Below are 26022 nucleotides of genomic sequence, written 5' to 3'. Positions count from 1 at the left end.
CTGACAAAATCCGCTCAGACATGCGCGGACGATGCCTTTCTCAAGCGCTCGATCAAGCCACTCATGCCGCGCTCGGCCAGATCGACAACGTTTTCAAAATCCGCTGTCTTGCCGTAATACGGATCGGGCACTTCATGCGGGTGTGTGATGCCGGAAAACGGCAAGAACAATTCCAGCTTGTGCGAAAACTGTGGCGGGCAGCGTGTCACCAGCGTTGCGAGATTGACCTGATCCATCGCCAGCAAATGATCGAAGTCGGCGAAATCCGCATGACGCACTTGCCGCGCGCGATGACCGCCCAACGCGTAGCCGCGCGCTCGCGCGATCGCAATGCTGCGCGGATCGGCAACACCGCCTTGATGATAATTTTCGGTACCTGCGGAAGCCATGTGTATATCCAGATTCGCTCGCGCGAAATGCGTACGCGCGACCGCTTCGACCGTCGGCGAACGACAAATGTTTCCCATGCAAAAAAACAATATTCCGCTCATTCGCGATTCGCGCCCGCGGATTCAAGCAGGCGCCGTACGCGCGCGAGATCTTCTTCGGTATCCACACCGGCCGGAAATGGTTCCGGCGCAATGCGCACCTGGATGCGCTCGCCGTGTTCGAGGGCGCGTAATTGCTCCAGTGCTTCGGCCTGCTCCAGCGGGGTTGGTCTCAGCGCAGCGAAACGGCGCAGGAATCCCGCGCGATACGCATAGATACCGATATGCCGCAGGAATGGCACCGTCGACGGCAATACATCGCGTTTCAGCGCAAATGCATCGCGCGCATACGGCAGCGGTGCGCGGCTGAAATACAAGGCATAACCATTGGCGTCGCAGACCACCTTGACGCAATTCGGATCGAACATTTCGTGCGCGCTGGTGATCGGCGAGGCGAGCGTTGCCATCGGCGCATCGCTCGTCGCCAACGCCTCGGCGACGGCACGAATGCCGCTCACCGGCGCGAGCGGTTCATCGCCTTGCAGGTTCACCACGATCGTATCGTCGCTCCAGCCGAGTTGCTCGGCGCACTCGGCCAGCCGGTCGCTGCCCGAAGCATGGTCAGCGCGCGTCATGCATACCTGCACATCATGATCACGCAGCTCTGCGGCGATGCGCACATCGTCGGTGGCAACGATCACACTGCTCGCACCCGCCGCCAGCGCGCGCCGCGCTACGTGCACGATCATCGGTGCATCCGCAATCTGCCGCAGCGGCTTGCCGGGCAAGCGTGTCGACGCGTAACGCGCCGGAATCGCGACGATAAATGGGGCAGGATCACTCATTCGCATTGGCATTTTTCAGGCATTCGCGCAGACTACTGAATAATTGCGACCGCGACTACGACCTACTCGACATGAAGGCAAAACCCGAATCCGCAAGCACTGCCATCGATGCGTCGAACGCATCGCGCAAGAGCGCGCGGCTGGCACGTATCGCCGAGTTCGGCAGCGTGCTCGCGTTGGCGATCAGTTTTCTCGCGCTGGCGACCGGCGCTTACCAGACGCGGCTGATGCAAAGCCAGGCGAAGGCGAGCGTATGGCCGTACATTTCCATCGGCTATCACTACGCCCTGCGCGGTACGGATGCCGGTTTCGCGTGGCGCATCGACAACAACGGTGTCGGCCCGGCGCGTATCGAATCGGTCGCGCTGAGTCTGGACGACAAGCCGAAGCGCAACTGGAGCGAGGTGTTTCCAGTCTTGTTCGGACACGCTGAGGTGAAAGCGGGCGTAAGCGGTTTCAACGGCACGGTGCTGCCGCCCAACACCAATCGCGAAACAACGATCTTCGCCATCAAAATCGAGGATCTTGAGCAGGCAAAGATCTTCTTCGACGCGCAAGACCGCTTCAAGATGTCGATCTGCTACTGCTCGGTGTACGACGAATGTTGGGTCGCGCAATGGCTCAAGCATCAGGTGCAACCGGTTGATCGCTGCATCGTCGAGAACACCGTCCAGTTCCAGTAATGGCGCCGAGATGAATAGCTGGATATCCGCGCGCGGGTTAAGATGCGCGCCTTCGTTCATACCACCTCGCGATCGTGAGCGCCTTCGCCAACCCATCTACTGAAACGCCGCGCATGCGCCCCGCCCTGCGCGCGACCTTGCTGATGACTGCGAGCGCGGTGATGTTCGGCGTGATGGCGGTGGTGATCCGTCTCGCTTCGGAGCATATGCATGCGTTCGAGATCGGATTTTTTCGCAGCTTTTTCGGCCTGATCTTTGCGTTGCCGTTGCTGATCAAACCCGGACTGCGCTTGCTGCATACGCAACGTTTCAGCCTGTATCTGCTGCGCAGCCTGTTCGGTACAGTCTCGATGTTGTGCAGCTTCTGGGCACTGTCGCACCTGCCGCTCGCGCAGGCGATTTCGATTTCGTATTCGACGCCATTGTTCGTCACGATTGGCGCTGTGCTGATGCTCGGCGAAGTCGTGCGGCTGCGACGCTGGAGCGCGGTGATCATCGGTTTTATCGGCGTGCTGGTGATCCTGCGTCCGCACAGCAGCGACTTTTCTCCGGCGATGCTGATCGCATTGCTATCGGCCGCGCTCGCAGCCGGTTCATACATCAGCATCAAGTTTTTGTCGCGCACCGAACCGCCGGATGCGGTGGTGATCTACATGACCCTGATCATGACGCCGCTGTCGTTATTGCCAGCGCTGCTCGACTGGAGCTGGCCGAACGCGATGGGTTGGCTGTGGCTGGCAGTGATCGGTTTTCTCGGCACGGCCGCGCAGGTGTGCATGACCCGCGCCTATCAGCTCGGCGAAGTGTCCGCGCTGGTGCCGATAAATTTTCTGCAGCTGCCGGTGGTGGTAGTTTTGGCGGGCGGTTTGTTTGGTGAAAAACTCGATCTGACCACAGCGTGCGGCGCCGCGGCGATCATCGGCGCGAATTTATATATCGCCCGCCGCGAGGTACAACTGGCACGCAAGGTCACGATTGATCCGCAAGCCGCGATCGCCGAAAGCGCGCCGCGCTGATCCTCAGCTCGCGCTCGCTCGCGCAAACTTGCGCGCGATATAATCCTCGACCACGCCGACAAATTCTTGCGCGATGTGTTCGCCGCGCAACGTCATCGCCTTCACGCCATCGATGAATACCGGCGCGGCTGGCGCCTCGCCTGTCCCCGGCAATGAAATGCCGATGTTGGCGTGTTTGCTTTCGCCCGGGCCGTTGACAATGCAGCCCATCACCGCCAAGGTGAGATTTTCCACACCGTCGTATTGCAGGCGCCATTCCGGCATCTTTTCACGCACATGGCTCTGAATGCTCTGGGCGAGTTCCTGGAAAAACACGCTGGTAGTGCGGCCGCAACCTGGGCATGCCGTGACCAGTGGCGTGAACGCGCGCAGGCCAATCGTCTGCAGCAACTCCTGCGCGACGATCACTTCGCGCGTGCGCGATTCGTTCGGCTCCGGCGTGAGTGAAATACGGATGGTGTCGCCGATGCCTTCCTGCAGCAGCACGGCCAACGCGGCGCTCGACGCGACAATGCCTTTCGAGCCCATGCCGGCTTCGGTCAGGCCAAGATGCAAGGCGTAATCGCAACGCGCGGCCAGATCGCGATACACGGCGATGAGTTCCTGCACGCCGGAAACCTTGCACGACAGAATGATCTGATCGCGCTGCATGCCGAGTTCTTCGGCACGCGCAGCTGAATCCAGCGCCGAGCGGATCAGCGCCTCGCGCATCACGCGGCCCGCGTCCCACGGCTCGGTGCGCAGATGATTTTCGTCCATCATGCGCGCGAGCAAATCCTGATCGAGGCTGCCCCAGTTCGCGCCGATACGCACCGGCTTTTTGTATTTGAGGGCGAACTCGATGATCGTCGAGAACTGTGTATCGCGCTTGCGCCCAAAACCGACATTGCCGGGATTGATGCGATATTTCGCGAGCGCTTCGGCGCAGGCTGGTTCGGCGCTCAGCAACTGATGACCGTTGTAATGAAAATCGCCGATCAGCGGCACGCTCACGCCCATCATGTCGAGGCGTTCGCGAATCTTCGGCACGGCGGCGGCGGCTTCGGCGGTATTGACGGTCAGGCGCACGAGTTCGGAACCGACTCGCGCAAGTTCGGCCACCTGTTTGGTGGTACCGATCACATCGGCGGTATCGGTATTGGTCATGGATTGCACCACGACCGGGGCAGCGTCGCCGACACGAATCGCGCCGATTCGCACCGCCACACTGGAGCGCCGCGACATCGGTCGCGCGGCGAGAAGATTTTCACTCATACGGTTCAGTCGCTGGCAGTTACGGCTCAAGCAACGGAGTTTAATTCATCAAGCCCGGCGGCGCTAAGTTCGGCTGGGTCCGGCGCGATCGGCGGATTCCAGGCGAAACGCAAATACGTGCCGGTATCGTTGATCACGTCGAGATCGGTGATCACCTCGACCTTGGCTTCGGGTTTTTCATCGTAGATATCCAGCGGCACGGTCAACTCGACGCGCTCCAGATGACGCTCCAGCAACGGCGGTGTGAGCACGGTCGCGGGCAGACTGTCTTCGCCGAGCGAATCAAGCAGCAGCGCGCGCATTGGCGGTCGCAGGTGGCGTTCGTCATCGTAGCTGCGCAGGCTCGCGGGTTTGGCGCGACGCGCCAGCAATTCGATGCCCGCTTCCACCGACAAATCGGCATGAATACGCAACCAGCGCATCACGCCGACCATCCAGTCCTGCGCCTCGTCAGCCAACGCGGCAGGCGCGAATATGACGAGCTCGCCGATGCGCGCGCGCAAATTTTCCGCGGCCGGCCAGATCACGCGATAACCGCCGAGACTCTGATCGAGCACGGTGGCGTGCAGGCGTCGCACCGCCGGATTATCGGTCGCGTTGTTGACCCACGGCGCCGCATCTTCGCGGTCGGTCAGCGAAATCGAGGTTTCGGCCATGGTCTGCAGGAAACTTTCGAAACCGCGATGGCCAGCCAGCACGAAATGCGCGGCGTGCAGGCCGAGAATGCTGTCGAGTTTGTAACCCCCAGCCAGACGCTGATGCACGCGCATGCGCGCATCATGCCACGCGTGCATCATCGAGCGCACCAGCGTGACATCGACGTTGAAATCCGGTGCGCCCTTGATGTGATAAGAAAGCGTGCGCACGTTCGACGGCAATTTGCCGATCTCGGCGTGCAGACGTTTTTCGAGCTCGTCGTAATGAAACGACCATTCATGCGCTTCCGGTTTGCTGCGTTCCTGCTCCAGATAACCCGGCCCGTTGTCGCCGTTCATGTCGACACCGAGTCCGCCCGGAACAGTCGCATCGCGCTGCAGCGAACAATGCGGCGCCCACGCGCGCGCAAGTTGAAACGCGACAATATTTTCTTTCTGCGTGAGTCGATACGGATTATTCAGCGCGAGTAGCAGGCATTGCAGATACGCGTGTCGCGCATTCAGCTGACCGCCGCCAGGCAACGGATCATCAAGCATGCGTTCGGTCTGGCCACTTTCGTCGAGGAACAGAAACACACGGTGCAGCATGCGCCAGACGCCCGGCGCCGGCGCCAGATACAGCAGATACGCACGCGCCAGTTGCATGCCGATATGTTGCAGCGCGCGCGCGCCGGCCAGCGCCACCGACTTGCCTTTCATGAACGGCACATCGCCCGACGGCGCGCAAAAATCGTATAACGACACGACGTAGGCCACCGACATTTCGTGCTGCAGATCCTGCGCCACATCCATCGATTGACGCTTCACCGACGGCAGCGGAAAACTGTCGCCACGCGCACGCACATCGAGCACGCTTTGCAATTGCGTCAGCGGCGCGCGCAGCAGCTCAAGCGATTCCAGCCGAGCTGCCGGCTCAAGCCGTTGTTTGTTCATGTCGCGCAGCGCATCGAGCAATTGGCGCGCGCACAAATCCGCGTTGGTCAGCGGCAGATGCGCGATCCAGCTACGTACCGACTTCGGATCACCCGCGAACTTGGCCACGTGAACTCGGGTGCGCTCGGGGACAAACGCCACCAGTCGCAGGAATATGTCGCTCATCGTGGAAAGTCTCCGATTGCCCGAATGCGGTGATCTGACTAGCTTAGCAACACTTGCAGCGCTTTCCATGTTTGCGCCGGAAAATTTCCCACGGCGCCAATCCGCAGCCATGGTAGCGCAATCGAGTTCAGCTTTTTGCTGCGTCCGAGACTGGCAGCGCGGGTATCATTGCCGCCGCGCCGTCTCCGGCTGCGGCCTGGTAACTACACGCATGACTTCGATACGCAATCCCGAGCAATCCGACACTGGTTTGATCGAACCCGGTTTTATCAGGCGAAATTTTGTCGGACGATGGGCGCCGCGCTATTTTTTGTTCGCGGCAATCGGCTATGTGATTCTTGGCGTGATCGCAATGCTCGTGCTATCACCACGCGTGCCCTATGCCGATGCGTGGCAGCACTACGCGCGCCTGCTTTCGCAGCCGTTTCCGGCGAGCGTGATCGCCGCCGAAAACGGTCATCCCGAACTGTTTGCGAATCTGCTGCGGCTCGTCAGTTTGCGCTGGCTCGGGGGTGATGAATTGCTGCAGATTGTGATCGGATTGCTCTTGGCACTTGGCTGTCTCACGGTTCTGCTGCTGCCGCTAAAACGTCGCTGCGCTGTCGCGCCGGTTACGCGTGCCGCGATCGCCTTTGTGCTGGCCCTCGGAATTTTCTGGCTCGGCAATGCGCGAGCTTTACTGCACGATAACGAGAGCCTGCATGTCTACAGCGTTTTGTTGTGTCTGGCCGGCGCCATCGCCTTGGTGCAGGTCGAGCGGGATCAACCGCCGACACTGCGCCGCGTGCTCGGCGCGAGCGTTTTGTGTGTGCTTGCCGCATTGAATTTCGGCAGCGGCAGCGCGGCATTTTTCGCCGTTTTTGCGTTGTTGTTTGTGCAGCGCGCGCGGCTGTCATCGTGGGTTGTCGTTGGCACCAGCCTGTTGTTTACACTGCTCATCTACGCGTTGCTGAAAGGCAGCAGCGGCGTGCCGCTGAGCCTGCATCCGCTTGATCAAAGTATGCTCGCGTTGCGCACGCTGGCGAGTCCGTTGATCTATCTGTTCTGGCCATTGGTCGATCCGATCGCCGCAGCAGCGCTGCCGCATTCGCTCGCGTCCATCGGCGGCATCGCTCACGTATGGACCAGCATTTTTGGTGACGTGCGCCGCAGCGTGTTTCCCCAGGCAATTTTCGGCGCGGTTTTTGTATTTGTATTGATCTGGACTACTTGGCGCGCGCGGCGTTATCCGGCGAGCTTTCACGCCGTCGGCCAAGTTGGATTCGCACTGGCGTGGTTCGGTCTGGCAGTGGCCGGATTGATCGCACTGACGCGTTTTGGTTATTTCATCGAATTTCCCGAGCAGGTTTATGCACCGCGTTATCTGCCGTGGTCGACGCTGGCGTGGGCAGGCTTGTTGATCATCCTGCTAAGCCGTCGCGGCGCAGGAAAAATCGCGCTGGTGTCGGTCGGAATGATTTCGCTGTTCGCGCTCGCCGCCGAAGTCGGCATGACGATCACGATGATCCACGCGCGCGAAGTTGCCGACGATACCGCGCTGGCCGCCGTCGTCGGCATCTGGCCGGATCGTGACCGCTCCGGCGAAACCGATACCCAAGTCACGCAACAGGCAGCAGAACTGATGCGCCCGCTACACCTCGGCCCGTTTGCGTGGCGGGAGGCGTCGTTGATCGGCCAACCTGAGCCGAACAATGCGCGACTAGTCGCGGTGATGGCACTGGAATTCAGCGAGCCGCACAACGGTATCAATCGCGACGGCGTGCGCATCGAAGCGACACTCACGCCGCCCGGCTGTCGTGCGAATCGATTGCTGGTGGTCGATCAGGAACGCGTGGTTGGATTATTGCGACCGTTGACGACAAATCATTGGCGTGGTGCGGCGAATGTGCGTCCCGGCGATGCCGGATTCACGATCGTCGCGGTCTGCGCTGAATCGGCATCGCCGTGAAATCAACGGGCGACTTTTGTCGCCGCCGCGTTGAATCACATTGACGATGAAGCTCGCAACGCCTGCGTCAGCAAGCGCCGATAGACATGCTCGGCAAACGTGTGCGGACGATCCAGTCGCATGCGTTGCAGTAGCGGCGCCATTTCCGCCGTCGGCTGTCCATGCACAAGCGCGCGCCCGATCAGGCCCGGCAATTGCGCCGCGCTCGCGGTCTGTTTTTTCAGCAACTGCAAAGCCGGCAACAGGCGTAATTCATCGACCGAAAAATCGCAGCCGGAAGGAAACGCCGGGAACAATCCGCGCGCCTTGAACGGTTGCAGCGCGGCACGCAAACGCTGCGGCGAATTCTGTCGCGCGCTATCGGGCAAACGATAATCACGCGCCAGCTTGCCGGCGTTTTGCGCGGTTGCGATCAGGGCATCCTGAAAGCGCGAATCGCAGATCGCGAGCATCGCCTTGATGCAATCTTCATCCGATTTTCCGCGCAGATCGGCGATGCCGTATTCGCTGACCACGATGTCGCGCAGATGCCGCGGAATCGTGGTGTGACCGTAGTTCCACAGGATGTTGGATTGCATTTTGCCGTGACTGCGGCGCGTGCTGCGCAACATCAGCACCGAGCGCCCGTCGTCGAGCGCGTGTGCCATCGCGACGAAGTTGTACTGCCCGCCGACACCGCTGACTACCTGGCCGTTTTCCAGCGCATCGGAAACCGCCGCACCGAGCAGCGTATGCATCATGCAGGTATTGAAAAAACGTGCATCGCGACGCTGCGCGACCTGCAAGGTTTCGGCACCGCCGTACAACTCGTTGACGTGTGAAACCCGCGACATCGCAAGACCGGAAAAATCCTCACCTTCGAGATTGCGCAGCCACTCGTAGAAATCGCTGGAGCCGAGATGAAACGCGCCATGCAGGTAATGACCACCGCGCAATTTTTGTCCGACCATATGTTTCGCGAGCGCGATACGATCACGCTCGATATTCAGATCGATGCCGATCGTTTCGCCATTCGCAAAATGCAACAACGGACCGTCGATCCGGCATTCCGGCGGCAGCAAGCCGAAGCGTTGCAGACGCGTCAATTCGGTCTGATCGATTAACGCGGCGACCGCGCCGCATGCGAGCAATCGCGGCAATGAATCATCGGTCAAGATCTCGCCGATCAGACCGCCATTCAATGCACGCTGCAGCGGCAAATCATCATAGACGCGTCGCTTGAGTACGCCGGCCTTGGCCAGCAGCATGAAGCCGTCCATGATCATTTCGCTGGCGCCATACAAGCCTTGCGCGAACGATTCCATGCCGCCGTATTGCGCAATCAACTTGACCGAATCGCAGGTTTGCAATACACGTAATGCGGCGCGATATTCGTCGTTCTGCTGATGCCGCAGTACGCTCGCGTAGATCAGCGCATCGGATAACGCGCCGATACCAATCTGCAAAGTACCGCCGTCACGGATCAACGCGCTCGCATGCAGACCAAGCGAAAATTCGACCTCATCGACCGGCTCACGCGGCAACGCAAACAATTGGTGATGGCACGCCGGATCATCGAGCAGCAGATCGAAAAAATCCGCGTCGACTTCCGCGTCACCGCCGAGAAACGGCAGATCATCATGCACCTGCGCGACCATCAGCGGCCGTGGTTTGCCGGACGCGGCGATCTTGTCGAGCAGATCCAGCGTTACATCCGGATTGCTGCTGAGGCTGTAAGACACGCCATTCGGCCCACTACGGCGCGCGACGAGATGCACGATGACATTCACTTCGGCCTCGGCCATCGCGCGCGCGACGTGGGTGTAGTTGATGCTGGTGTAATCGCGCTGAACCGCGCTTACGCCGAGCATCGCGCCGGACTGCAGGTAGAACTCACTGACACGCACATTCACCGGCAAGGAGTTTGTGTGCAACGCGCCGATGTATGCGAGATCGGGATAATCACTGCCAAAATGCCGATCCAGAAACAGCTGAAGGAAACGCTTTTCCAGATCCGAACCGGGTCTCGGGCGCGCCAGCGACAACGCCGTGTAGATATGCAATTTCAGCCGCGGATCGTTTGCGGCGCGCGCATACAAGGCGTTCAGCAGATGATTCGATTTGCCCAGACCAAGCGGCGTGGCCAGCACCAGCGCAGAGGTACCCATACGTTCGAGCAGTCGTACGACACACGGCTCGAGTTGTTGAAAATATTCCGGCACGTGGCGCCCTCTGCGAAATCGGATCGCGACCATGATCGCAGATCATCGGCGTGCGATGTAGCGCCACTTGTTATATCGTGCTGCCGATGCGTCAATCCGCTGCAATGGGGAATATCCGATGAGCACGAGCCATACCGATCTGATCGAGAGTTTTTATCAGGCGCTGCAGCGCCGCGATGGTGCAGCGATGACGCGTTGTTACCATGCCGATGCGCATTTTCGCGACCCGGTTTTCGATCTGCGCGGCGCCGAGGTCGGCGCGATGTGGCGCATGCTGACGACGCGCGGCAAGGATCTCGAAGTGAGCTACGATAGCGTGCGTGGCGATGGCGATGCGGGCAGCGCCAACTGGCAGGCGCGTTACACGTTTTCCGGCAGCGGGCGCAAGGTGCTGAATATCATTTCCGCGCGCTTCCAGTTTCGCGACGGCCTAATCATCGAGCACAACGACAGCTTCGACCTTTGGCGCTGGAGTCGCATGGCGCTCGGTATTTCCGGCCTGCTGCTCGGCTGGTCGCCGATGTTGCAGAACACGATACGCAAACGCGGCGCGGCCGGTCTTGCGCAATTCATCGCCTCGGAAAAATCGACGGGCCAATAACCACGGGATACTTCCTGCGCAGATTTCATGTCTGCGCAGCGATCCTTTACAGTGCCGGCATGTCGAAATCCCTGCCCGTTTCTGCCACGTTCGCCGAGCGCGAAATTCTCACGCCGATGCTGCTCAATCGGCATGTGCGCGATCTGCTCGAAGATACCTTCGCACTGATCTGGATCGAAGGCGAGCTGTCGAATTTTGCGCGCCCGGCATCCGGTCATTTGTACTTCACCTTGAAAGATCCGAGCGCGCAGGTGCGCTGCGCGATGTTCAAGCCGAAGAGCACCTACCTGCGTTTTCGTCCGGTCGATGGCATGCGTGTGCTGGCGCGTGCGCGTGTGAGCCTGTACGAAGGGCGCGGCGAATATCAGCTGCTGGTCGAGCATCTCGAAGAAGCCGGCGAAGGCGCGCTGCAACGCGAGTTCGAGCAGCTCAAGGCACGCCTAGATGCGGAGGGTCTGTTCGACGCTGAGCACAAAAAACCGTTGCCGCTATTGCCACGCCGCATTGGCGTAATCACTTCACCCACCGGTGCTGCGATTCGCGATGTGCTCAGCGTGATCGCGCGACGTTTCCCACTCGCGCAGATCGAAATTCTGCCGGTGCCGGTGCAAGGCCGCGAGGCACCGCCAGCGATAGTCGCGATGCTGCGCGCGGCATCCGCGGCAGGCCGGCATGATGTGCTGCTGCTCACGCGTGGCGGCGGTTCGCTGGAAGATTTGTGGGCGTTCAACGATGAAGCCGTGGCGCGCGCGATTCATGCAAGCGTGATCCCCGTAATCGCCGCGATCGGTCACGAAATCGATTTCACGATTGCCGATTTCGTTGCCGACTTGCGCGCCGCGACGCCATCCGCCGCGGCAGAATTACTGGTGCCGGATGCGGCCGTGCTGGCCCGCACGCTGAGCGCGCAGCGTGATCGTCTCGCTCGTGATTGGCGCCGTCGCTTGGCTACATTTGCGCAACGCCTCGATCACGACTTCGTCCGTCTGCAAACGCTGCCGCCACAAGCGCGGCTGCAGCAAGGCCATGAACGTCTGCAGCGCTTGCGCCAGCAGTTGGGTGCAGGCAATGCGCGTAATCGGGATCGCAATGCGACCCGTTTGCAAGCCGTGCGTTTGCGTTTGTCGCTGGCACATCCGGCGCGGCGCGTGGCGCAAAACCAGCAAGTCGTGAGCACACTTGCGATGCAACTCAGCGCCGCCGCGGTGCGACGTATCGAATTACATGCGCGACATCTGGCGCAACTCGCGCGCACACTGAATGCGGTCAGTCCGCTCGCGACACTCGATCGTGGTTACGCGATCCTGATCGATCGCGAACGCGGCAACGTGATTCGCTCAGTGGCTCAGGCTAATAACAGCAACGGCATTACCGCACGACTGCACGATGGTGAATTGATACTGCGCAAGATCTGAGAACCTGTTCAATATCTTACTGCGCGACCCTGATCGAGGCTCATGCGCTGCTCGAAATGCTCACATACGAAAAGTATGCTCCGCTTCCTGCGATGCTCTTCACCTCGCTGAGGGCCGCTCGCTACAGATATTGAACAGGTTCTGAGCGAAAAAAGGTCGGAATCAGGCCGCAACAAATTCCCGGATTTTTTCTTGCCAGTGCTTTTTTTCCGCAGCACGCAGGAACGATGCTTCGATCGAATTAGCGGCAAGCTGGGTGATGTCTTCGCGCGACAGGTCCAGGCCACGTTGTGCGGCCTGAAAATTCGCAAACATGTAGCCACCAAAATACGCCGGATCGTCCGAATTGATCGTCACGCACAGGCCACGATCGAGCAAGCGTTTGAGGTTGTGATCCTGCATGCGCTCGACCACGCGCAGCTTCACGTTCGACAACGGACAAACCGTTAGCGGCATGCGATCTTGCACGAGGCGCTGTACCAGCGCGGGATCTTCCTCGCAGCGCACGCCGTGATCGACGCGCGCGACCTTGAGCAGATCCAGCGCCTCGATGATATACGCCGGCGGCCCCTCCTCGCCCGCATGCGCCACCGCGAGAAACCCCTCGCTGCGCGCGCGCGAAAACACTGCTTCGAACTTTGATGGCGGATGGCCGCGTTCGGAAGAATCCAAACCTACCGCCACAATCGCATCTTTGTATGGCAACGCTTGTTCCAACGTACGCATCGCATCAGCCGCATCGAGGTGGCGCAGGAAACACATAATCAATCGATGTGTAATGCCGAACTCTCGCTCGCCATCGGCCAGCGCGCGGCGAATGCCGTCGATCACCGTGGCGAACGCGATGCCGCGTTCGGTATGTGTCTGCGGATCGAAAAAGATTTCGACATGCACCACACCATCAGCGTGCACACGCTTGAGATAGGCCATAGTCAACGCATGGAAATCGTCCTCGTCGCGCAGCACCGCGGCACCGGCGTAATACAGATCGAGGAACGATTGCAGATCGTCGAACTGATACGCGTTGCGCAACTCCTCGACACTCGCATACGGCAGCTTGACGCCGTGTTTGTGAGCGAGTGCGAACATCAACTCAGGCTCCAGCGAACCTTCGATATGCAGATGCAGCTCGGCCTTCGGAATGCCACGCATGAAGGCATCGATAGAGTTTTTATCAGTCATCTTGATCGTCCGGAAGTTTCGCGCAATTTTGCACAAGCAGCTATCAGGCATGCAATGTAGTCGATGAAGTCCTTGCACTCAACGCCAATCTTGAGTACACATTGCGATAGACAAATAATTTTTGAAGCGCCGGAGTGCCGCGCGCAGGTGAGCAGATTGAATGGGCCGATTGACCACACACGTTCTTGATACGGCGGCGGGAATCCCCGCGCGCGGCATGCGCATCGAGCTGCATGCACTCGATACCGCGTCACCACGACCGCTGGCATCCTTCATCACCAACGCCGATGGCCGTTGTCCCGCGCCGCTGCTCGAAGACGATGCCTTCAGAGTAGGACGCTACACGCTGACGTTCCACGTCGCCGAATATTTCCGCGATCGCGATATGACATTGCCACAACCGGAATTTCTCGACGAGGTAGTGATCCGCTTCGGCATTGCCGATTCCGCCCAGCATTACCATGTGCCGTTGCTGGTATCACCGTGGAGTTATTCCACGTATCGCGGCAGTTGACCCGCATGAGTTCAGCGAAAATTTCCCACGCCGATGCGCCGGCGTCGGCAACCGGCAACAACATCCGCTTCGTTCTCGATGGCGCAGTGGTAAGCGTGGCCGACGTATCAGCGACGACAACTGTACTGGAATATCTGCGCGAAACCGTCGGCCGCACCGGCACCAAGGAAGGTTGCGCCGAAGGCGACTGCGGCGCATGCACGGTCGTACTCGGCGAAACAACTGTCGATGGCGACATGCGCTATCGCGCGATCAACTCCTGCATTCGTTTTCTGCCCACCATCGATGGCAAGGAACTTGTCACCGTCGAAAGTCTGGCTGGCGATGGCGACACTTTGCATCCGGTGCAGCAGGCGATGGTCGACCAGCACGCCTCGCAATGCGGCTTCTGCACGCCGGGTTTTGTGATGTCGCTGTTTGCCTTGTACTTGCACAACCCGCTGCCACAGCGCGAAGACGTGCTTGATGCACTGGCCGGAAATCTTTGTCGTTGCACCGGTTATCGGCCGATCATCGATGCCGGTTGCAGCCTGCCCGCGTATGTCGCGCCTGAACGCTGGAGCCGCGCCGCAGCGCAGGATTCGCGCCACGCCACATTGTTAAAAAGTATACAAAGAGACAAAATGCTCACGATGCCCGGCTTCCGCGCGCCGCGCAATATCGACGAGCTCGCCAGCGCCTATGCCGCAGCACCGCAATCGCTACTACTGGCTGGTGGCACCGATATTGGCTTGTGGGTGACCAAACAATTGCGCGAGCTGCCGCCCATCATTTATCTCGGCGAAGTGGACGAACTGCAGCGTATCGATGCGACGCCCGCGCGGCTGCGTATCGGTGCCGCCGTCGCCTTGACTGACGCTTGGGAAGTCATCTTCGCGCGCCATCCAACATTGCGCGAACTCGCTCAGCGTTTCGCCTCACCGCCAGTGCGCAATTCCGGCACGTTGTGCGGCAATATCGCGAATGGTTCGCCGATTGGCGATGCGATGCCGGCGCTGATCGTGCTCGGTGCGCGTATCGAATTACGTTGCGGCGCAAACACGCGCGAAATCGCGCTCGAGGATTTTTATCTGGGTTATCAGAAGAAAGATCTGGCGCCCGGTGAATTTGTCGTCGCGGTCAAAATACCGGCGCAGCAACCTGCCACGCTGCTGGCAAGCTACAAACTTTCCAAACGTATCGATCAGGATATTTCTGCGGTCTGCGCCGCGTTTGCGATCACGCTGAAAGATGATCGTATCGACGCCGTGCGCATCGCCTTTGGTGGCATGGCCGCCGTACCTGCGCGCGCGCGCGTCACCGAAGAAGCGCTGCTGAATCAGGTCTGGAATCAGGCGACGATCGATACCGCAATCACGGCACTCGCGCAGGATTTCAAGCCGCTCAGCGACATGCGCGCGAGTGATCGCTATCGCCTGCGCGGCGCTGGCAATCTGCTGCAACGTTTCTTCCTCGAACATAACGACGAGACACCGCTGCTGCGCACGCATCAGGCATTGTCGTCGCTGTCTTCCACCACGGACACGACGCCATGAACAACGTCGCAGCGAGCGCGGCTACATCCGCTGAAATTGCAGAATCGGCGCCGATCGCCGGCCAATCGGTGCGGCACGAAAGCGCACATCTGCATGTCAGTGGACGCGCGATCTACGCCGACGATATCGCACTGCCAGCCAATACCTTGCATGCCGCATTCGGCATCAGTCGCATCGCGCACGGCAACATCACTTCGCTAGATCTGACCACGGTGCTGGCTGCGCCCGGTGTGATTGCGATTGCAACGCCGGCGGATATTCCGGGCGAAAACAATTACGGCGGCATCATCCACGATGATCCGATCTTCACCGATACGCTCGTGCAATACGCTGGCCAGCCGATTTTTGCGGTAGCGGCGGAAACCTGCATCGCTGCGCGCAAGGCCGCAGCGCGCGCGCAAATCACTTACGCCGAACTGCCGCCGGTGCTCGATATTCGCAGCGCACTCGCCGCGCAGAATTTTGTCATGCCGAGCCGGCATCTGCTGCGCGGCAACCCCGATGAGGCCATGAAAAGCGCGCCGCATCGCCTGCGCGGCACGGTGACGATGGGCGGCCAGGATCACTTCTATCTCGAAGGCCAGATCGCCATCGCAATCCCGCACGAAGACGGCGCGATGCTGATCCATTGCTCGACCCAGCATCCGACCGAAGTGCAGAACATCGTCGCGCATGCGCTGCATCGTCCGGCCCATGCGATCACCGTGTTGTGCCGACGCATGGGCGGCGGTTTTGGCGGCAAGGAAAGCCAACCCGCGCTGATCGCCGCGGCGGCAGCGATACTCGCGAACAAGACCGGACGCCCGGTCAAGCTACGGCTGGATCGCGATGCCGACATGCTGATCACCGGCAAGCGCCACGATTTTCTCGCCGATTATGAAGTCGGCTTCGATGCCGATGGCCGGCTATGTGCGCTCAAGCTCATGCTGGCATCGCGCTGCGGTTATTCGGCCGATCTGTCCGGCCCGATCGCCGATCGCGCGGTGTGCCATCTCGACAACGCCTACTTTCTCGAACACGTCGATATCACCACGCATCTGTGCAAGACCAACACGGTATCGAACACTGCATTCCGCGGTTTCGGCGGGCCGCAGGGCATGCTGATTATCGAGCGCATCATCGACGATATTGCGCGCGTTCGTGGCCTCGATCCGCTCGCGGTGCGGCGGCGCAATTACTACGGCATCGGCGAGCGCAACACCACGCATTATGGCCATGTCATCGAAGACAATATTCTCGATACGATCACCGATCAGCTCGAAGCCAGCAGCGATTACCAGACGCGCCGCGCCGCGCTCGTCGAGTGGAATGCGCAGAATAAAATCATCAAGCGCGGCATCGCGCTGACGCCGATCAAATTCGGCATTTCGTTCAACGCGACCGTCTACAATCAGGCGGGCGCGCTAGTCCACATCTACACCGATGGCACCGTTCTGCTGAATCACGGCGGCACGGAAATGGGCCAGGGTTTGTATACAAAAGTGGCACAGGTCGTGGCGACCGAATTCGGCCTGCCGCTCAGCGCGATCCGCACCTCGGCGACGGATACCAGCAAGGTGCCGAACACCTCGGCGACCGCGGCATCCTCCGGCGCGGATCTCAATGGCAAGGCCGCGCAGGCGGCGGCGCAAACGTTGCGCGATCGACTGGTCGCCCATGCGTGCCAAACGCATCAACTAACCGCAGATCAAGTGCATTTCGCCGATGGCCATGTTTACCTCGGGCCTCAGCATCGAGTCAATTTCAAGGACCTCGTCGCCTCGGCGTATACCGCGCGTATATCGCTGTCGAGTACCGGATTTTACGCGACACCGAAAATCCACTGGGATCGCAGCCGTTTCAACGGTCGGCCGTTTTTCTATTTCACCTACGGCGCTGCGGTATCCGAAGTCGCGATCGATACGCTCACCGGCGAAACTCAATTGCTGCGAGTGGATATTCTGCAGGATGTCGGCATATCGCTGAATCCGGCGATTGATCTCGGCCAGATCGAAGGTGCGTATTTGCAAGGCGTCGGCTGGCTGACCAGCGAAGAACTTCACTGGAATGGAAAAGGCGAATTGAAGACGCACGCTCCTTCGACCTACAAGATTCCCAGCGTGCGTGACTGGCCGCTGCACGCCAACATCCGCCTGCTCGAACACGAGCCGAATCGTGAGGATACGATACATCGTTCCAAAGCCGTGGGCGAACCGCCGCTGATGTTATGCATCTCCGCGTTTCTTGCAATCCGCGATGCGGTCGCCGCGTGCGGCAAAAGCGGCGCGCTGCCCGAGCTCGATGCACCAGCCACGCCCGAGGCAGTGCTGCGCGCAATCGACAGCGTGCGTCACGACGGAGCGCATCCATGAGCGCCATGCTCGGCAGCTATTTGTTCGACTGGCTCAGCCTGCTCGGGCGCTGGCTGCATGTGATCACCGGCATCGCCTGGATCGGCGCATCGTTCTATTTCGTCTGGCTCGACAATCACCTGCTGCCGCCGACGCGCCAGGAAGTGCTCGATGCGGGGGTCGGCGGCGAAGTCTGGGCGGTGCACGGTGGCGGTTTCTACAATGCGCAAAAGTATAAAATTGCACCGGCAGCGTTGCCGCCCACCTTGCACTGGTTTTATTGGGAAGCCTACAGCACGTGGCTGTCGGGATTTTTCCTGCTGTGCCTGATGTATTTCGGCAAGGCCGAGGTTTACCTGATCGATCCGACCGTCGCCGCATTGAGCAAGCCCGCGGCCATCGCCATCGCGCTGGCGTTTCTCGCTGGCGGCTGGCTGATCTACGATACGTTGTGCCGCTCACCACTGGGCCGAAATGATAGAGCGCTCGGTGCGGTGATCGCAGTCGTGATGTTCGCTGCGGCGTGGGGGTTGTGCGAACTGTTCAGCGGCCGCGGCGCCTACATTTTGTTCGGCGCATTGCTCGGCACAATCATGGTAGCGAATGTGTTTTTCGTGATCATTCCGAGCCAGCGCGAGATGGTCAAGGCCAAGCGCGAAAACCGGTTGGTCGATCCGGTGTACGGCCGACGCGGCAAACAGCGCTCGGTGCACAACACCTATTTCACTTTGCCCGTGCTGTTCGCGATGATCAGCAATCATTATGCGATGACTTACGCGGCGAAATACAACGCCGCCGTGCTGATTGCGATGAGTATTGCCGGCGTGTGCATTCGTGCCTGGTTTGTCGCGCGGCACAAGGCGCACGAGCGCGGCGGCAAGACTTCACCGCTGACCTTGCTGCTCGGTTTACTGACTCTGGCGGGCGTTGCGTTCGCCTTGGTGCCGGCGAATGTTTCTGTTCCCGCAACGAGCGCCATTCCCGTGTCGACGCAACAGCGTTTCGCCGATATCCAGACCATCCTGCAGCAACGCTGCGTGCCATGCCATGCGCCGACACCGACACTCGCCGGATTCACCGCGGCGCCGAACGGCGTGCTGCTCGACACACCGGAACACATCCTCGCGCGCACCGTGCAGATGCAGACCCAGCTCAGCACGCGCGTGATGCCGATCGGCAATCTCACGCAGATGACCGAGGCCGAGCGGACGCAGGTGATTGCGTGGCTGATCGACGGTGCGCCGCATTGACATGAACCCCGATACCTATCCACGCGACCTGATCGGCTACGGCCGCGCTGCACCGCATCCACGCTGGCCGGGCGACGCACGCATCGCTGTGCAGTTCGTGCTGAACCACGAGGAAGGCGCAGAGAATTGCGTGCTGCACGGCGATGTCGCATCCGAAACGTTTCTTTCCGAAATCATCGGCGCGCAGGCGTTTCGCGCGCGCCACATGAGCATGGAATCGCTCTACGAATACGGCTCACGCGCCGGGCTGTGGCGCGTGCTGCGCGCGTTCGAATCACGCGGGTTGCCATTGACGATTTTTGCCGTCGCTCAAGCACTGCAGCGCCATCCCGAGGCGGTCGCCGCGTATCGCGAACTCGGCCACGAGATCGCCTGTCATGGCCTGCGCTGGATCAGCTATCAGGATATCGATATCGATACCGAACGTACGCATATCGCCCAGGCCACGGCGATCCTGCGCGAGCTCTGCGGCGCAGCGCCGCTGGGCTGGTATACCGGTCGCGACAGCCCAAATACGCGGCGTCTAGTTGTCGAACACGGTGGTTTCGTCTACGACGCCGATTCATATGCCGATGACTTGCCGTACTACTCGCAAGTCGCCATCGACAGCCGCGATGGCGCGACACAGTGCGTGCCACATCTCGTCGTGCCGTACACGCTGGACAGCAACGACATGCGTTTCGCCGCAGCACAGGGATTCAATTCCGGTACGCAATTTTTCGACTACCTCAAGGATGCGTTCGACGTGCTGTATCGCGAAGGCGATGCCGCTGGTTTGAATGCGCCGAAGATGCTGTCGGTCGGCCTGCACTCTCGCATCATTGGCCGGCCGGGACGCATCGCCGCGCTGGAACGATTCCTCGACTACGTGCAAACGCACGATCGCGTGTGGATCTGCCGGCGCATCGATATCGCTCGGCACTGGCTGGTCACACATCCATTCGTCGCGTCGACCTCGCGGGCAACGCCATGATCACGCTCGAACAACTCAACCGCATGTCGGTCGACGAATTCGTCGCGGCGCTCGGCGGCATCTTCGAACATTCGCCGTGGGTGGCGCAGCGCGCCGCAGCGGCACGACCGTTTATATCGCGCGAGGATCTGCATGCTGCGATGTGCAGCGCCGTTGCCGCTGCGACAGCGGACGAACAGCTCGCACTGATCCGCGCACATCCCGAACTCGCCGGACGCGCCGCGATCCGCAACGAACTGACGCAACATTCGATACGCGAGCAACGCGGCGCCAAGCTCGACGAATGTTCCGCCGAAGAATTCGCGCAGCTGCAAACGATGAATGCAGCGTACAACGCGCGATTCGGATTTCCGTTTGTGCTGGCCGTGCGTGGACATGATCGTCAATCAATTCTCGCCGCGTTTGCACAGCGCCTGCAGCACGAGGTCGATCACGAACGCACTACGGCATTACGGCAGATCGAGCGCATCGCCGCGTTCCGCCTCGCCGATACGATCAGCGCCCCGCTCGGTGCGCAGATCATGGCGATGCACGAACAGCTCGCGCGTTTCAGCGACGATGAAAACAATCTCACTTGCGCGTACCTGACGGCCGCGCACCGCGCCACCGCGGCTGCAATCCGCGACTACATGCTCGGCGCCGGGCTCGATACGCATATCGATGCGGTCGGCAACGTCGTCGGCCGATGGCGCAGTGGCATTGCGGGCGCAAAAACGCTGATCACGGGATCGCATTACGACACCGTGATCGATGCCGGAAAGTACGACGGACGTCTCGGCATACTTTTGCCGATCGTCGTCGCGCTCGACCTGCGCCAGCGTGGTCTGCACTTGCCGTTCGATCTGGAAATTATCGCCTTCGCCGAGGAAGAAGGCGTGCGTTTCAAATCGACTTTCCTTGGTAGCAGTGCGGTCGCCGGAAGTTTTGATGCACGTGTACTCGACAGCATTGATGCCGATGGTGTGACGATGCGCGAGGCGATGCGCGAGGCGGGTTTCGATACCGATGCAATCAAGGACATCGCGCGCGATCCGGCCACGCTCGCAGGTTATGTTGAAGTGCATATTGAACAAGGTCCGGTGTTGCTTGATGCCAATCGCGCGCTCGGCGTGGTCACATCGATTGCCGGCAGTGTGCGTAAGCTGGTATCGATCCGCGGTGTGGCCGGCCATGCCGGCACCGTGCCGATGCCACTGCGTCGCGATGCGGCCGCGGCGGCGGCGGAAATAGTGCTTGCGGTGGAACGGCGCTGCGCGATCGCACCTGGACTGGTCGGCACCGTGGGACGCCTGCACGTGCCGAACGGGGCGATCAATGTCATTCCCGGCGAATGCGAATTGAGCATCGATATCCGCGCCGATGAAGATGCGTTGCGCGATGCGGCGGTCGCCGATGTGCTCGCGCAGATCGAACAGATCGGCGCGCGTCGACAAGTGCAGATCAACATCCGACGCGTGCTCGAAGCCGCGTGCGCGCCTTGTGCACCAACTTTGCAGTCGCAGTGGAGTGCGGCGATCGCGCGTATCACTGGCGACAACAAGCCGCTGCATCTGCCCAGCGGCGCCGGTCACGACGCGATGAAAATGGCATCGATCTGCGCGATCGGCATGCTGTTCGTACGTTGCGGCAATGGTGGGATCAGCCACAATCCGCTCGAAACACTGAGCGCCGACGATGCCGATATTGCCGCGCGCGTCTTCTCCGATTTCCTCCTTCATTTCAAAGCAGATACCTGACATGCCGACTTCCCTGCACGACCGCATCCGCAACTTTGTCGATGCGCATTTCACTGCCGAAACCGCCTTCCTCGCCGAATTGGTGAAGGTGCCAAGCGACAATCCATCCGGCGATTGCGCGGCACACGCCCATCGCGCGCAAGAGCTGCTGACAGCACTGGGATTGGAGGTCGAAGTGCACGTCGTGCCCGATGCGTTGGTGCGCGCCAACGGCATGATCAGCGCGACCAATCTGCTCGTGCGCCAACGCTTCGGTAGCGGCGGCCCGACGATTGCGCTGAATGCACATGGTGATGTGGTGCCGCCGGGTCAGGGCTGGACGCATGATCCGTACGCCGCCGATGTCGTGATCAATGCGCAGCATGGCGCGGAGATGTTCGGGCGCGGCGTTGCGGTCAGCAAATCAGACTTCGCCACCTACACTTACAGCCTGCTGGCCTTGCGCGAATTGCATGCGGGCGGCGTGGCGCTGAATGGTGCGATCGAACTGCACTTGACCTACGACGAAGAAGCCGGTGGCGATATCGGTCCGCGCTGGCTACTTGAACAAGGTCTGAGCAAACCGGACCTCGCCCTCAGCGCCGGTTTTTCTTACGCCGTGACCACCGCGCACAATGGCTGTCTGCATCTCGAAGTGATCGTGCACGGTCGCCAAGGACACGCGGCGATGCCCGAATCGGGTATCGATGCACTGGCCGCGACGACGCAGATCCTGAGCATGCTGTATGCCTCACGCGAGGGCATGAAGGCGCATCGTTCGCAGACCTTCGGCATCTCGCATCCAACCTTGAATATCGGCCTGATTGAAGGCGGCATCAATACCAATGTCGTGCCGGATCGGGTGACGTTCCGACTTGATCGACGCATCATTCCAGAAGAAACACCGGCGCAGGTCGAGGCCGATTTGCGTGCGCAGATCGAAACCTTCGCCGCCACCCTGCCCAGTACCCGCATCGAGATCCGCCGCACCTTGCTGGCACTGCCGCTGGTGAAGTTGCCCGGCGCCGAGCGCCTGACCGAATCGTTGCAAAAACATGGCGAACATTTTTTTGGTGTCGCCATCGCCGAACACGGCGTGCCTTTGTATACCGACGCGCGACATTACACTGCGTTCGGAATTCCGACCGTGCTTTACGGCGCTGGCCCACGAACGCTGGCCGAGGCGAACGGCCATGCAGCGGACGAGAAACTGCGCCTCGAAGATCTGCGCCGCGCCACGGCGACGGTCGCGAGCATGTTGGCAGATCTGCTCGGTGCGACAGATTGATCGTTTCGCGCGGCACATAAACGCGGCAATACCAGCATCGACAATTCATCCGCATCTGCAGATAAACGGAACACTCCCATGCTCAAGCCCAGTTATCCGTTTTATCTCGCCAACACCGCGCAAACGCCGAACACCGATCTCGCCGTCACCGACAAATACACCGGCGAAATCGCCACGCGCGTGGCGATGGCGGATGCAAAAACGATCGATGCCGGCATCACCGCCGCGGTCGCCGCAACGATACCGATGCGCGACTTTGCGCCGTACGCGCGTCAGGCCGTACTCGAACATTGCGTGCAACGTTTTCGCGAGCGCGCCGATGAGTTGGCGATGACGTTGTGTATCGAAGCCGGCAAGCCGATCAAGGATGCGCGCGGCGAAGTGACGCGCCTGATCGAGACGTTCAAGATCGCCGCCGAAGAAGCCGTGCGCATCAATGGCGAGACCTTGAATCTGCAGATTTCCAAACGCGTGCAGGGTTATCGCGGTTTTACGCGACGCGTGCCGATTGGTGCGTGTTCGTTTATTTCGCCGTTCAATTTTCCGCTGAACCTGGCCGCGCACAAGATCGCACCGGCGATTGCCGCGGGCTGTCCGTTCGTCTTGAAACCGGCGAGCCGCACGCCGCTCGGCGCGCTGATCATTGGCGAAGTGCTCGCGGAAACAGATCTGCCGAAAGGTGCGTTCTCGATCCTGCCCGCGCATCGCGAAGGCGCCGATCTGTTCACGAGCGACGATCGCCTGAAGCTTTTGTCGTTCACCGGCTCGCCGGCGGTTGGCTGGGAACTCAAGGCTAAGGCCGGCAAGAAAAAAGTGGTGCTCGAACTCGGTGGCAACGCCGCGTGTGTTGTCGATGCCGATCAACGCGAACATCTCGACCATGTCATCGAGCGACTGATTTTCGGCGCGTTCTATCAGTCCGGCCAAAGCTGCATCGGCGTGCAGCGCATTCTTGTGCATGCGTCGCTGTACGACGAAGTACGCGAGCGATTTGTCGCCGCCACGAAAAAGCTGAAATCCGGCGATCCGAAAGACCCCGAAGTTTTTATCGGCCCGATGATCGACGAGAAAGAAGCGCAGCGACTCGATGGTTGGATTCAGGAGGCCCTGAGCGCTGGCGCGAAACTGTTGTGCGGCGGAAAACGCAACGGCGCCATGCTCGAAGCGGCCGTGCTCGAACACGTCGATCCGCACCAGAAAGTCAGCTGCATGGAAGCGTTTGGCCCGGTCGCACTACTACAAAAATTCGATAATTTCGACGAGGCGCTGCGCATCATCAATGCCAGCGAATTCGGCCTGCAAGCCGGCGTATTCACCAACGATATCCACAAATCCTTGCGCGCGTGGGACCAGCTTGAAGTCGGCGGCGTGATCATCAACGACGTGCCAAGCTGGCGTGTCGACAACATGCCATACGGCGGTGTCAAGGATTCCGGCCTTGGTCGCGAAGGCATCCGTTACGCGATCGAAGACATGAGCGAAATCCGGCTGATGGTCGTGCGCGATCGCTGATTTCGTTTCACTCAATGCTTGCTGGCGGGATCATCAGCGCTGTTTTCGTAGTGCGTGGCAGTCGGGCCGAAGCCGGTAATCTGAACCTCCACCGCAGTTTCTCCGGTTCGCGCAAAATGCGGCTGGTTCGGCGGCTCGGTGTAAAAACTTCCGGGTGGCAATGCCTTCAAAACGCTGTCATCGAAGCGCGCACCATAACCGAAATTCCACGTCCCGCTGATTACCGTCGCGACGCGATCATCCGGATGTTCATGCGCCTGAATCGTGGTGCGCGCCGGCACCCTGAGCAAAATCGTGTAGAGACCAGCCTTGCTCGGATCGCCCTTGAGAACCACGGTCTGGATGCCGATCACACCGGAGCTGCCGGCACCGGCGCCGGTATGCGTGCGTGTATCGATGTCGGTCGGTGTGAGGCGTTGTTGCGCGGATTGATCCTGAGTTGCGCCGACACTCGGCAGAAACAAAATACAGAATGCGGCGGCGACGATTTTCATCGGGAATGACATCTTCGAAATCCTTTGAGAACTCGACTTTTCAAATCAATGCTTGTGGCAAAAGCGCCAGACGATCGTGGTAGCAAATCGTCTGGCGCACCCGGCTCGTTATGGTTTGTTGAGAAACGCAACCAGCTTCGGCACTACCTGATCCGTCGCCTCTTCCATCAACCAATGACCCGAGCCTTTGATCACGACACCATCAACGTTGTCGTCCACCAGGCGTGCTTGCTCGATCAGGAATGTTCCCGAGGCTTTTTCGCCGGTCAACACCAGCATCGGCATTTTCAACTTGGTCTTGGCGAACTCGGCAAAATCGATCGCGTCCTGCGGGAACGCCTTGAAGTATTCGAAACCGGCACGCATGCCGCCGGGCTGGGCGTAGGATTTTGTATAGAACTGACGATCGGCTTCAGGTATCGAATGGTTTCGATCGGCGGCAAAATCATTCCAGAAATGTTCGAAATAAATCCGTTCACGACCAGCCACGAGTTTCAGCGGCGTTTCGCCGTAAAAATTGAAGTGCCACAGATCGTGCAGCAGCCAGACATGCGTCCAGTCACCCACGCCCGGCAAAAACGCATCCATCAAGACGATGCTGTCGACTTCGTCCGGATATTGCGCCGCGTAGGCATATGCCACCATGAGGCCGATGTCGTGGCCGACGACTTTTACCTGCTTGAGGCCGAGCGACTTGACCAAGGCATGGATATCCTGCGCCATCGCCTTCTTCTCATAACCCGCATCAGGTTTGTCCGAGCCGCCAGCGCCGCGCAAATCGGGCGCGATGACGGTATGCGTCTTCGCCAGCTCGGGAATCAGCGGCAACCACATGTGGCTGTTTTCGGCATACCCATGCAAAAGGATGATGGCCGGACCGCTGCCTTCGCGCAGGTAGTGCAGCTTCACACCATTCACCGTGGCAAACTGACTTTGCGGTGGCGGCACGGACGACGCGGCATACACCGACGACTGCGCAGCGATCACGAGCCACACAATTTGCAGCAGACGTCTGACACGTTTTGAAATCACGTTCATGGAAATTCCTTGATGAGAAATGTGGCGAATTACTGGATGTAGAAAA

The 26022-nt window shown here is 60.0% G+C and carries 21 protein-coding genes; 13 read left to right on the top strand and 8 right to left on the bottom strand.

Translation table 11 applies throughout. The features are described 5' to 3' along the window. Positions 1 to 14: 14 nt before the first annotated feature. Together ELE36_RS08790 and kdsB are read right to left on the bottom strand one after the other, a co-directional pair. The gene (locus ELE36_RS08790) at positions 15 to 491 is read right to left on the bottom strand and encodes a low molecular weight protein-tyrosine-phosphatase (RefSeq protein WP_207215896.1); all 477 of its coding nucleotides are present in this window, start codon (positions 489 to 491) and stop codon (positions 15 to 17) included. After that, the gene (gene kdsB / locus ELE36_RS08785) at positions 488 to 1273 is read right to left on the bottom strand and encodes a 3-deoxy-manno-octulosonate cytidylyltransferase (RefSeq protein ID WP_129832713.1); all 786 of its coding nucleotides are present in this window, start codon (positions 1271 to 1273) and stop codon (positions 488 to 490) included. The genes ELE36_RS08790 and kdsB overlap by 4 nt, the downstream gene beginning before the upstream one ends. Before the next feature lie 71 nt (positions 1274 to 1344). Between kdsB and ELE36_RS08780 the strand changes: the two genes are divergently transcribed. Beyond that, positions 1345 to 1956: a hypothetical protein gene (locus tag ELE36_RS08780; RefSeq protein ID WP_129832712.1), complete on the top strand. Its 612-nt coding sequence runs from the start codon at positions 1345 to 1347 to the stop codon at positions 1954 to 1956. A gap of 113 nt (positions 1957 to 2069) precedes the next feature. Then, positions 2070 to 2972 carry a DMT family transporter gene (locus tag ELE36_RS08775; protein WP_129832711.1) on the top strand — a complete coding sequence of 301 codons (903 nt, stop codon included), beginning with the start codon at positions 2070 to 2072 and terminating at the stop codon, positions 2970 to 2972. Between the two features lie 3 nt (positions 2973 to 2975). Here the strand turns inward: ELE36_RS08775 and ispG are convergent, their stop codons facing one another. Beyond that, positions 2976 to 4226, bottom strand: coding sequence for a flavodoxin-dependent (E)-4-hydroxy-3-methylbut-2-enyl-diphosphate synthase (gene ispG, locus ELE36_RS08770; RefSeq protein WP_129832710.1), 1251 nt, complete (start codon positions 4224 to 4226; stop codon positions 2976 to 2978). Positions 4227 to 4252: 26 nt separating this feature from the next. Beyond that, positions 4253 to 5980: a hypothetical protein gene (locus ELE36_RS08765; protein WP_129832709.1), complete on the bottom strand. Its 1728-nt coding sequence runs from the start codon at positions 5978 to 5980 to the stop codon at positions 4253 to 4255. A gap of 211 nt (positions 5981 to 6191) precedes the next feature. Between ELE36_RS08765 and ELE36_RS08760 the strand changes: the two genes are divergently transcribed. Then, positions 6192 to 7928, top strand: coding sequence for a hypothetical protein (locus tag ELE36_RS08760; protein WP_129832708.1), 1737 nt, complete (start codon positions 6192 to 6194; stop codon positions 7926 to 7928). A 35-nt stretch (positions 7929 to 7963) separates the two neighbouring features. Here ELE36_RS08760 and ELE36_RS08755 read toward each other — a convergent pair whose 3' ends face one another. Continuing rightward, entirely contained in the window at positions 7964 to 10129 is a 2166-nt protein-coding gene (locus ELE36_RS08755; RefSeq protein WP_242512398.1) for an acetyl-CoA hydrolase/transferase C-terminal domain-containing protein, read from the bottom strand. Between the two features lie 118 nt (positions 10130 to 10247). Between ELE36_RS08755 and ELE36_RS08750 the strand changes: the two genes are divergently transcribed. Both ELE36_RS08750 and xseA read left to right on the top strand, forming a co-directional pair. Then, positions 10248 to 10730, top strand: a complete 483-nt coding sequence (locus ELE36_RS08750) for a nuclear transport factor 2 family protein (protein ID WP_129832707.1) — start codon at positions 10248 to 10250, stop codon at positions 10728 to 10730. A 59-nt stretch (positions 10731 to 10789) separates the two neighbouring features. Further along, positions 10790 to 12145 carry an exodeoxyribonuclease VII large subunit gene (xseA, locus tag ELE36_RS08745; protein WP_129832706.1) on the top strand — a complete coding sequence of 452 codons (1356 nt, stop codon included), beginning with the start codon at positions 10790 to 10792 and terminating at the stop codon, positions 12143 to 12145. A 162-nt stretch (positions 12146 to 12307) separates the two neighbouring features. On the opposite strand, the gene ELE36_RS08740 is transcribed toward xseA, so the two are convergent. Beyond that, positions 12308 to 13327 carry an adenosine deaminase gene (locus tag ELE36_RS08740; RefSeq protein ID WP_129832705.1) on the bottom strand — a complete coding sequence of 340 codons (1020 nt, stop codon included), beginning with the start codon at positions 13325 to 13327 and terminating at the stop codon, positions 12308 to 12310. Positions 13328 to 13487: 160 nt separating this feature from the next. On the opposite strand from ELE36_RS08740, the gene uraH reads away from it, so the two are divergent. The 8 genes from uraH to ELE36_RS08700 all read left to right on the top strand — a co-directional run bounded on the left by uraH (position 13488) and on the right by ELE36_RS08700 (position 24444). Further along, positions 13488 to 13841, top strand: a complete 354-nt coding sequence (uraH, locus tag ELE36_RS08735; RefSeq protein ID WP_129832704.1) for a hydroxyisourate hydrolase — start codon at positions 13488 to 13490, stop codon at positions 13839 to 13841. 5 nt (positions 13842 to 13846) lie between these two features. Continuing rightward, positions 13847 to 15376 (top strand): xanthine dehydrogenase small subunit, encoded by a 1530-nt coding sequence (gene xdhA, locus ELE36_RS08730; protein WP_129832703.1) that lies wholly within the window; start codon positions 13847 to 13849, stop codon positions 15374 to 15376. Continuing rightward, a complete protein-coding gene (gene xdhB, locus ELE36_RS08725) occupies positions 15373 to 17727 on the top strand; it encodes a xanthine dehydrogenase molybdopterin binding subunit (RefSeq protein WP_129832702.1) in 2355 nt (784 codons plus the stop codon). Before xdhA ends, xdhB begins: the two co-directional genes overlap by 4 nt. Continuing rightward, positions 17724 to 18956, top strand: coding sequence for a urate hydroxylase PuuD (locus tag ELE36_RS08720; RefSeq protein ID WP_129832701.1), 1233 nt, complete (start codon positions 17724 to 17726; stop codon positions 18954 to 18956). The genes xdhB and ELE36_RS08720 overlap by 4 nt, the downstream gene beginning before the upstream one ends. A gap of 1 nt (position 18957) precedes the next feature. Beyond that, positions 18958 to 19929, top strand: coding sequence for an allantoinase PuuE (gene puuE / locus ELE36_RS08715; protein ID WP_129832700.1), 972 nt, complete (start codon positions 18958 to 18960; stop codon positions 19927 to 19929). Beyond that, entirely contained in the window at positions 19926 to 21665 is a 1740-nt protein-coding gene (gene uraD / locus ELE36_RS08710) for a 2-oxo-4-hydroxy-4-carboxy-5-ureidoimidazoline decarboxylase (protein WP_129832699.1), read from the top strand. Before puuE ends, uraD begins: the two co-directional genes overlap by 4 nt. A gap of 1 nt (position 21666) precedes the next feature. Further along, positions 21667 to 22932 (top strand): M20/M25/M40 family metallo-hydrolase, encoded by a 1266-nt coding sequence (locus ELE36_RS08705; protein WP_129832698.1) that lies wholly within the window; start codon positions 21667 to 21669, stop codon positions 22930 to 22932. A gap of 78 nt (positions 22933 to 23010) precedes the next feature. Further along, positions 23011 to 24444 carry an aldehyde dehydrogenase family protein gene (locus ELE36_RS08700; RefSeq protein WP_129832697.1) on the top strand — a complete coding sequence of 478 codons (1434 nt, stop codon included), beginning with the start codon at positions 23011 to 23013 and terminating at the stop codon, positions 24442 to 24444. 11 nt (positions 24445 to 24455) lie between these two features. On the opposite strand, the gene ELE36_RS08695 is transcribed toward ELE36_RS08700, so the two are convergent. Further along, positions 24456 to 24950, bottom strand: coding sequence for a cupin domain-containing protein (locus ELE36_RS08695; RefSeq protein ID WP_207215895.1), 495 nt, complete (start codon positions 24948 to 24950; stop codon positions 24456 to 24458). Positions 24951 to 25046: 96 nt separating this feature from the next. Next, positions 25047 to 25976: an alpha/beta hydrolase gene (locus ELE36_RS08690; RefSeq protein WP_129832696.1), complete on the bottom strand. Its 930-nt coding sequence runs from the start codon at positions 25974 to 25976 to the stop codon at positions 25047 to 25049. Positions 25977 to 26022 lie beyond the last annotated feature (46 nt).

This window comes from Pseudolysobacter antarcticus (assembly GCF_004168365.1).
Taxonomy (GTDB): Bacteria; Pseudomonadota; Gammaproteobacteria; order Xanthomonadales; family Rhodanobacteraceae; genus Pseudolysobacter; species Pseudolysobacter antarcticus.
This window is presented reverse-complemented; position numbering and strand designations above follow the sequence as displayed.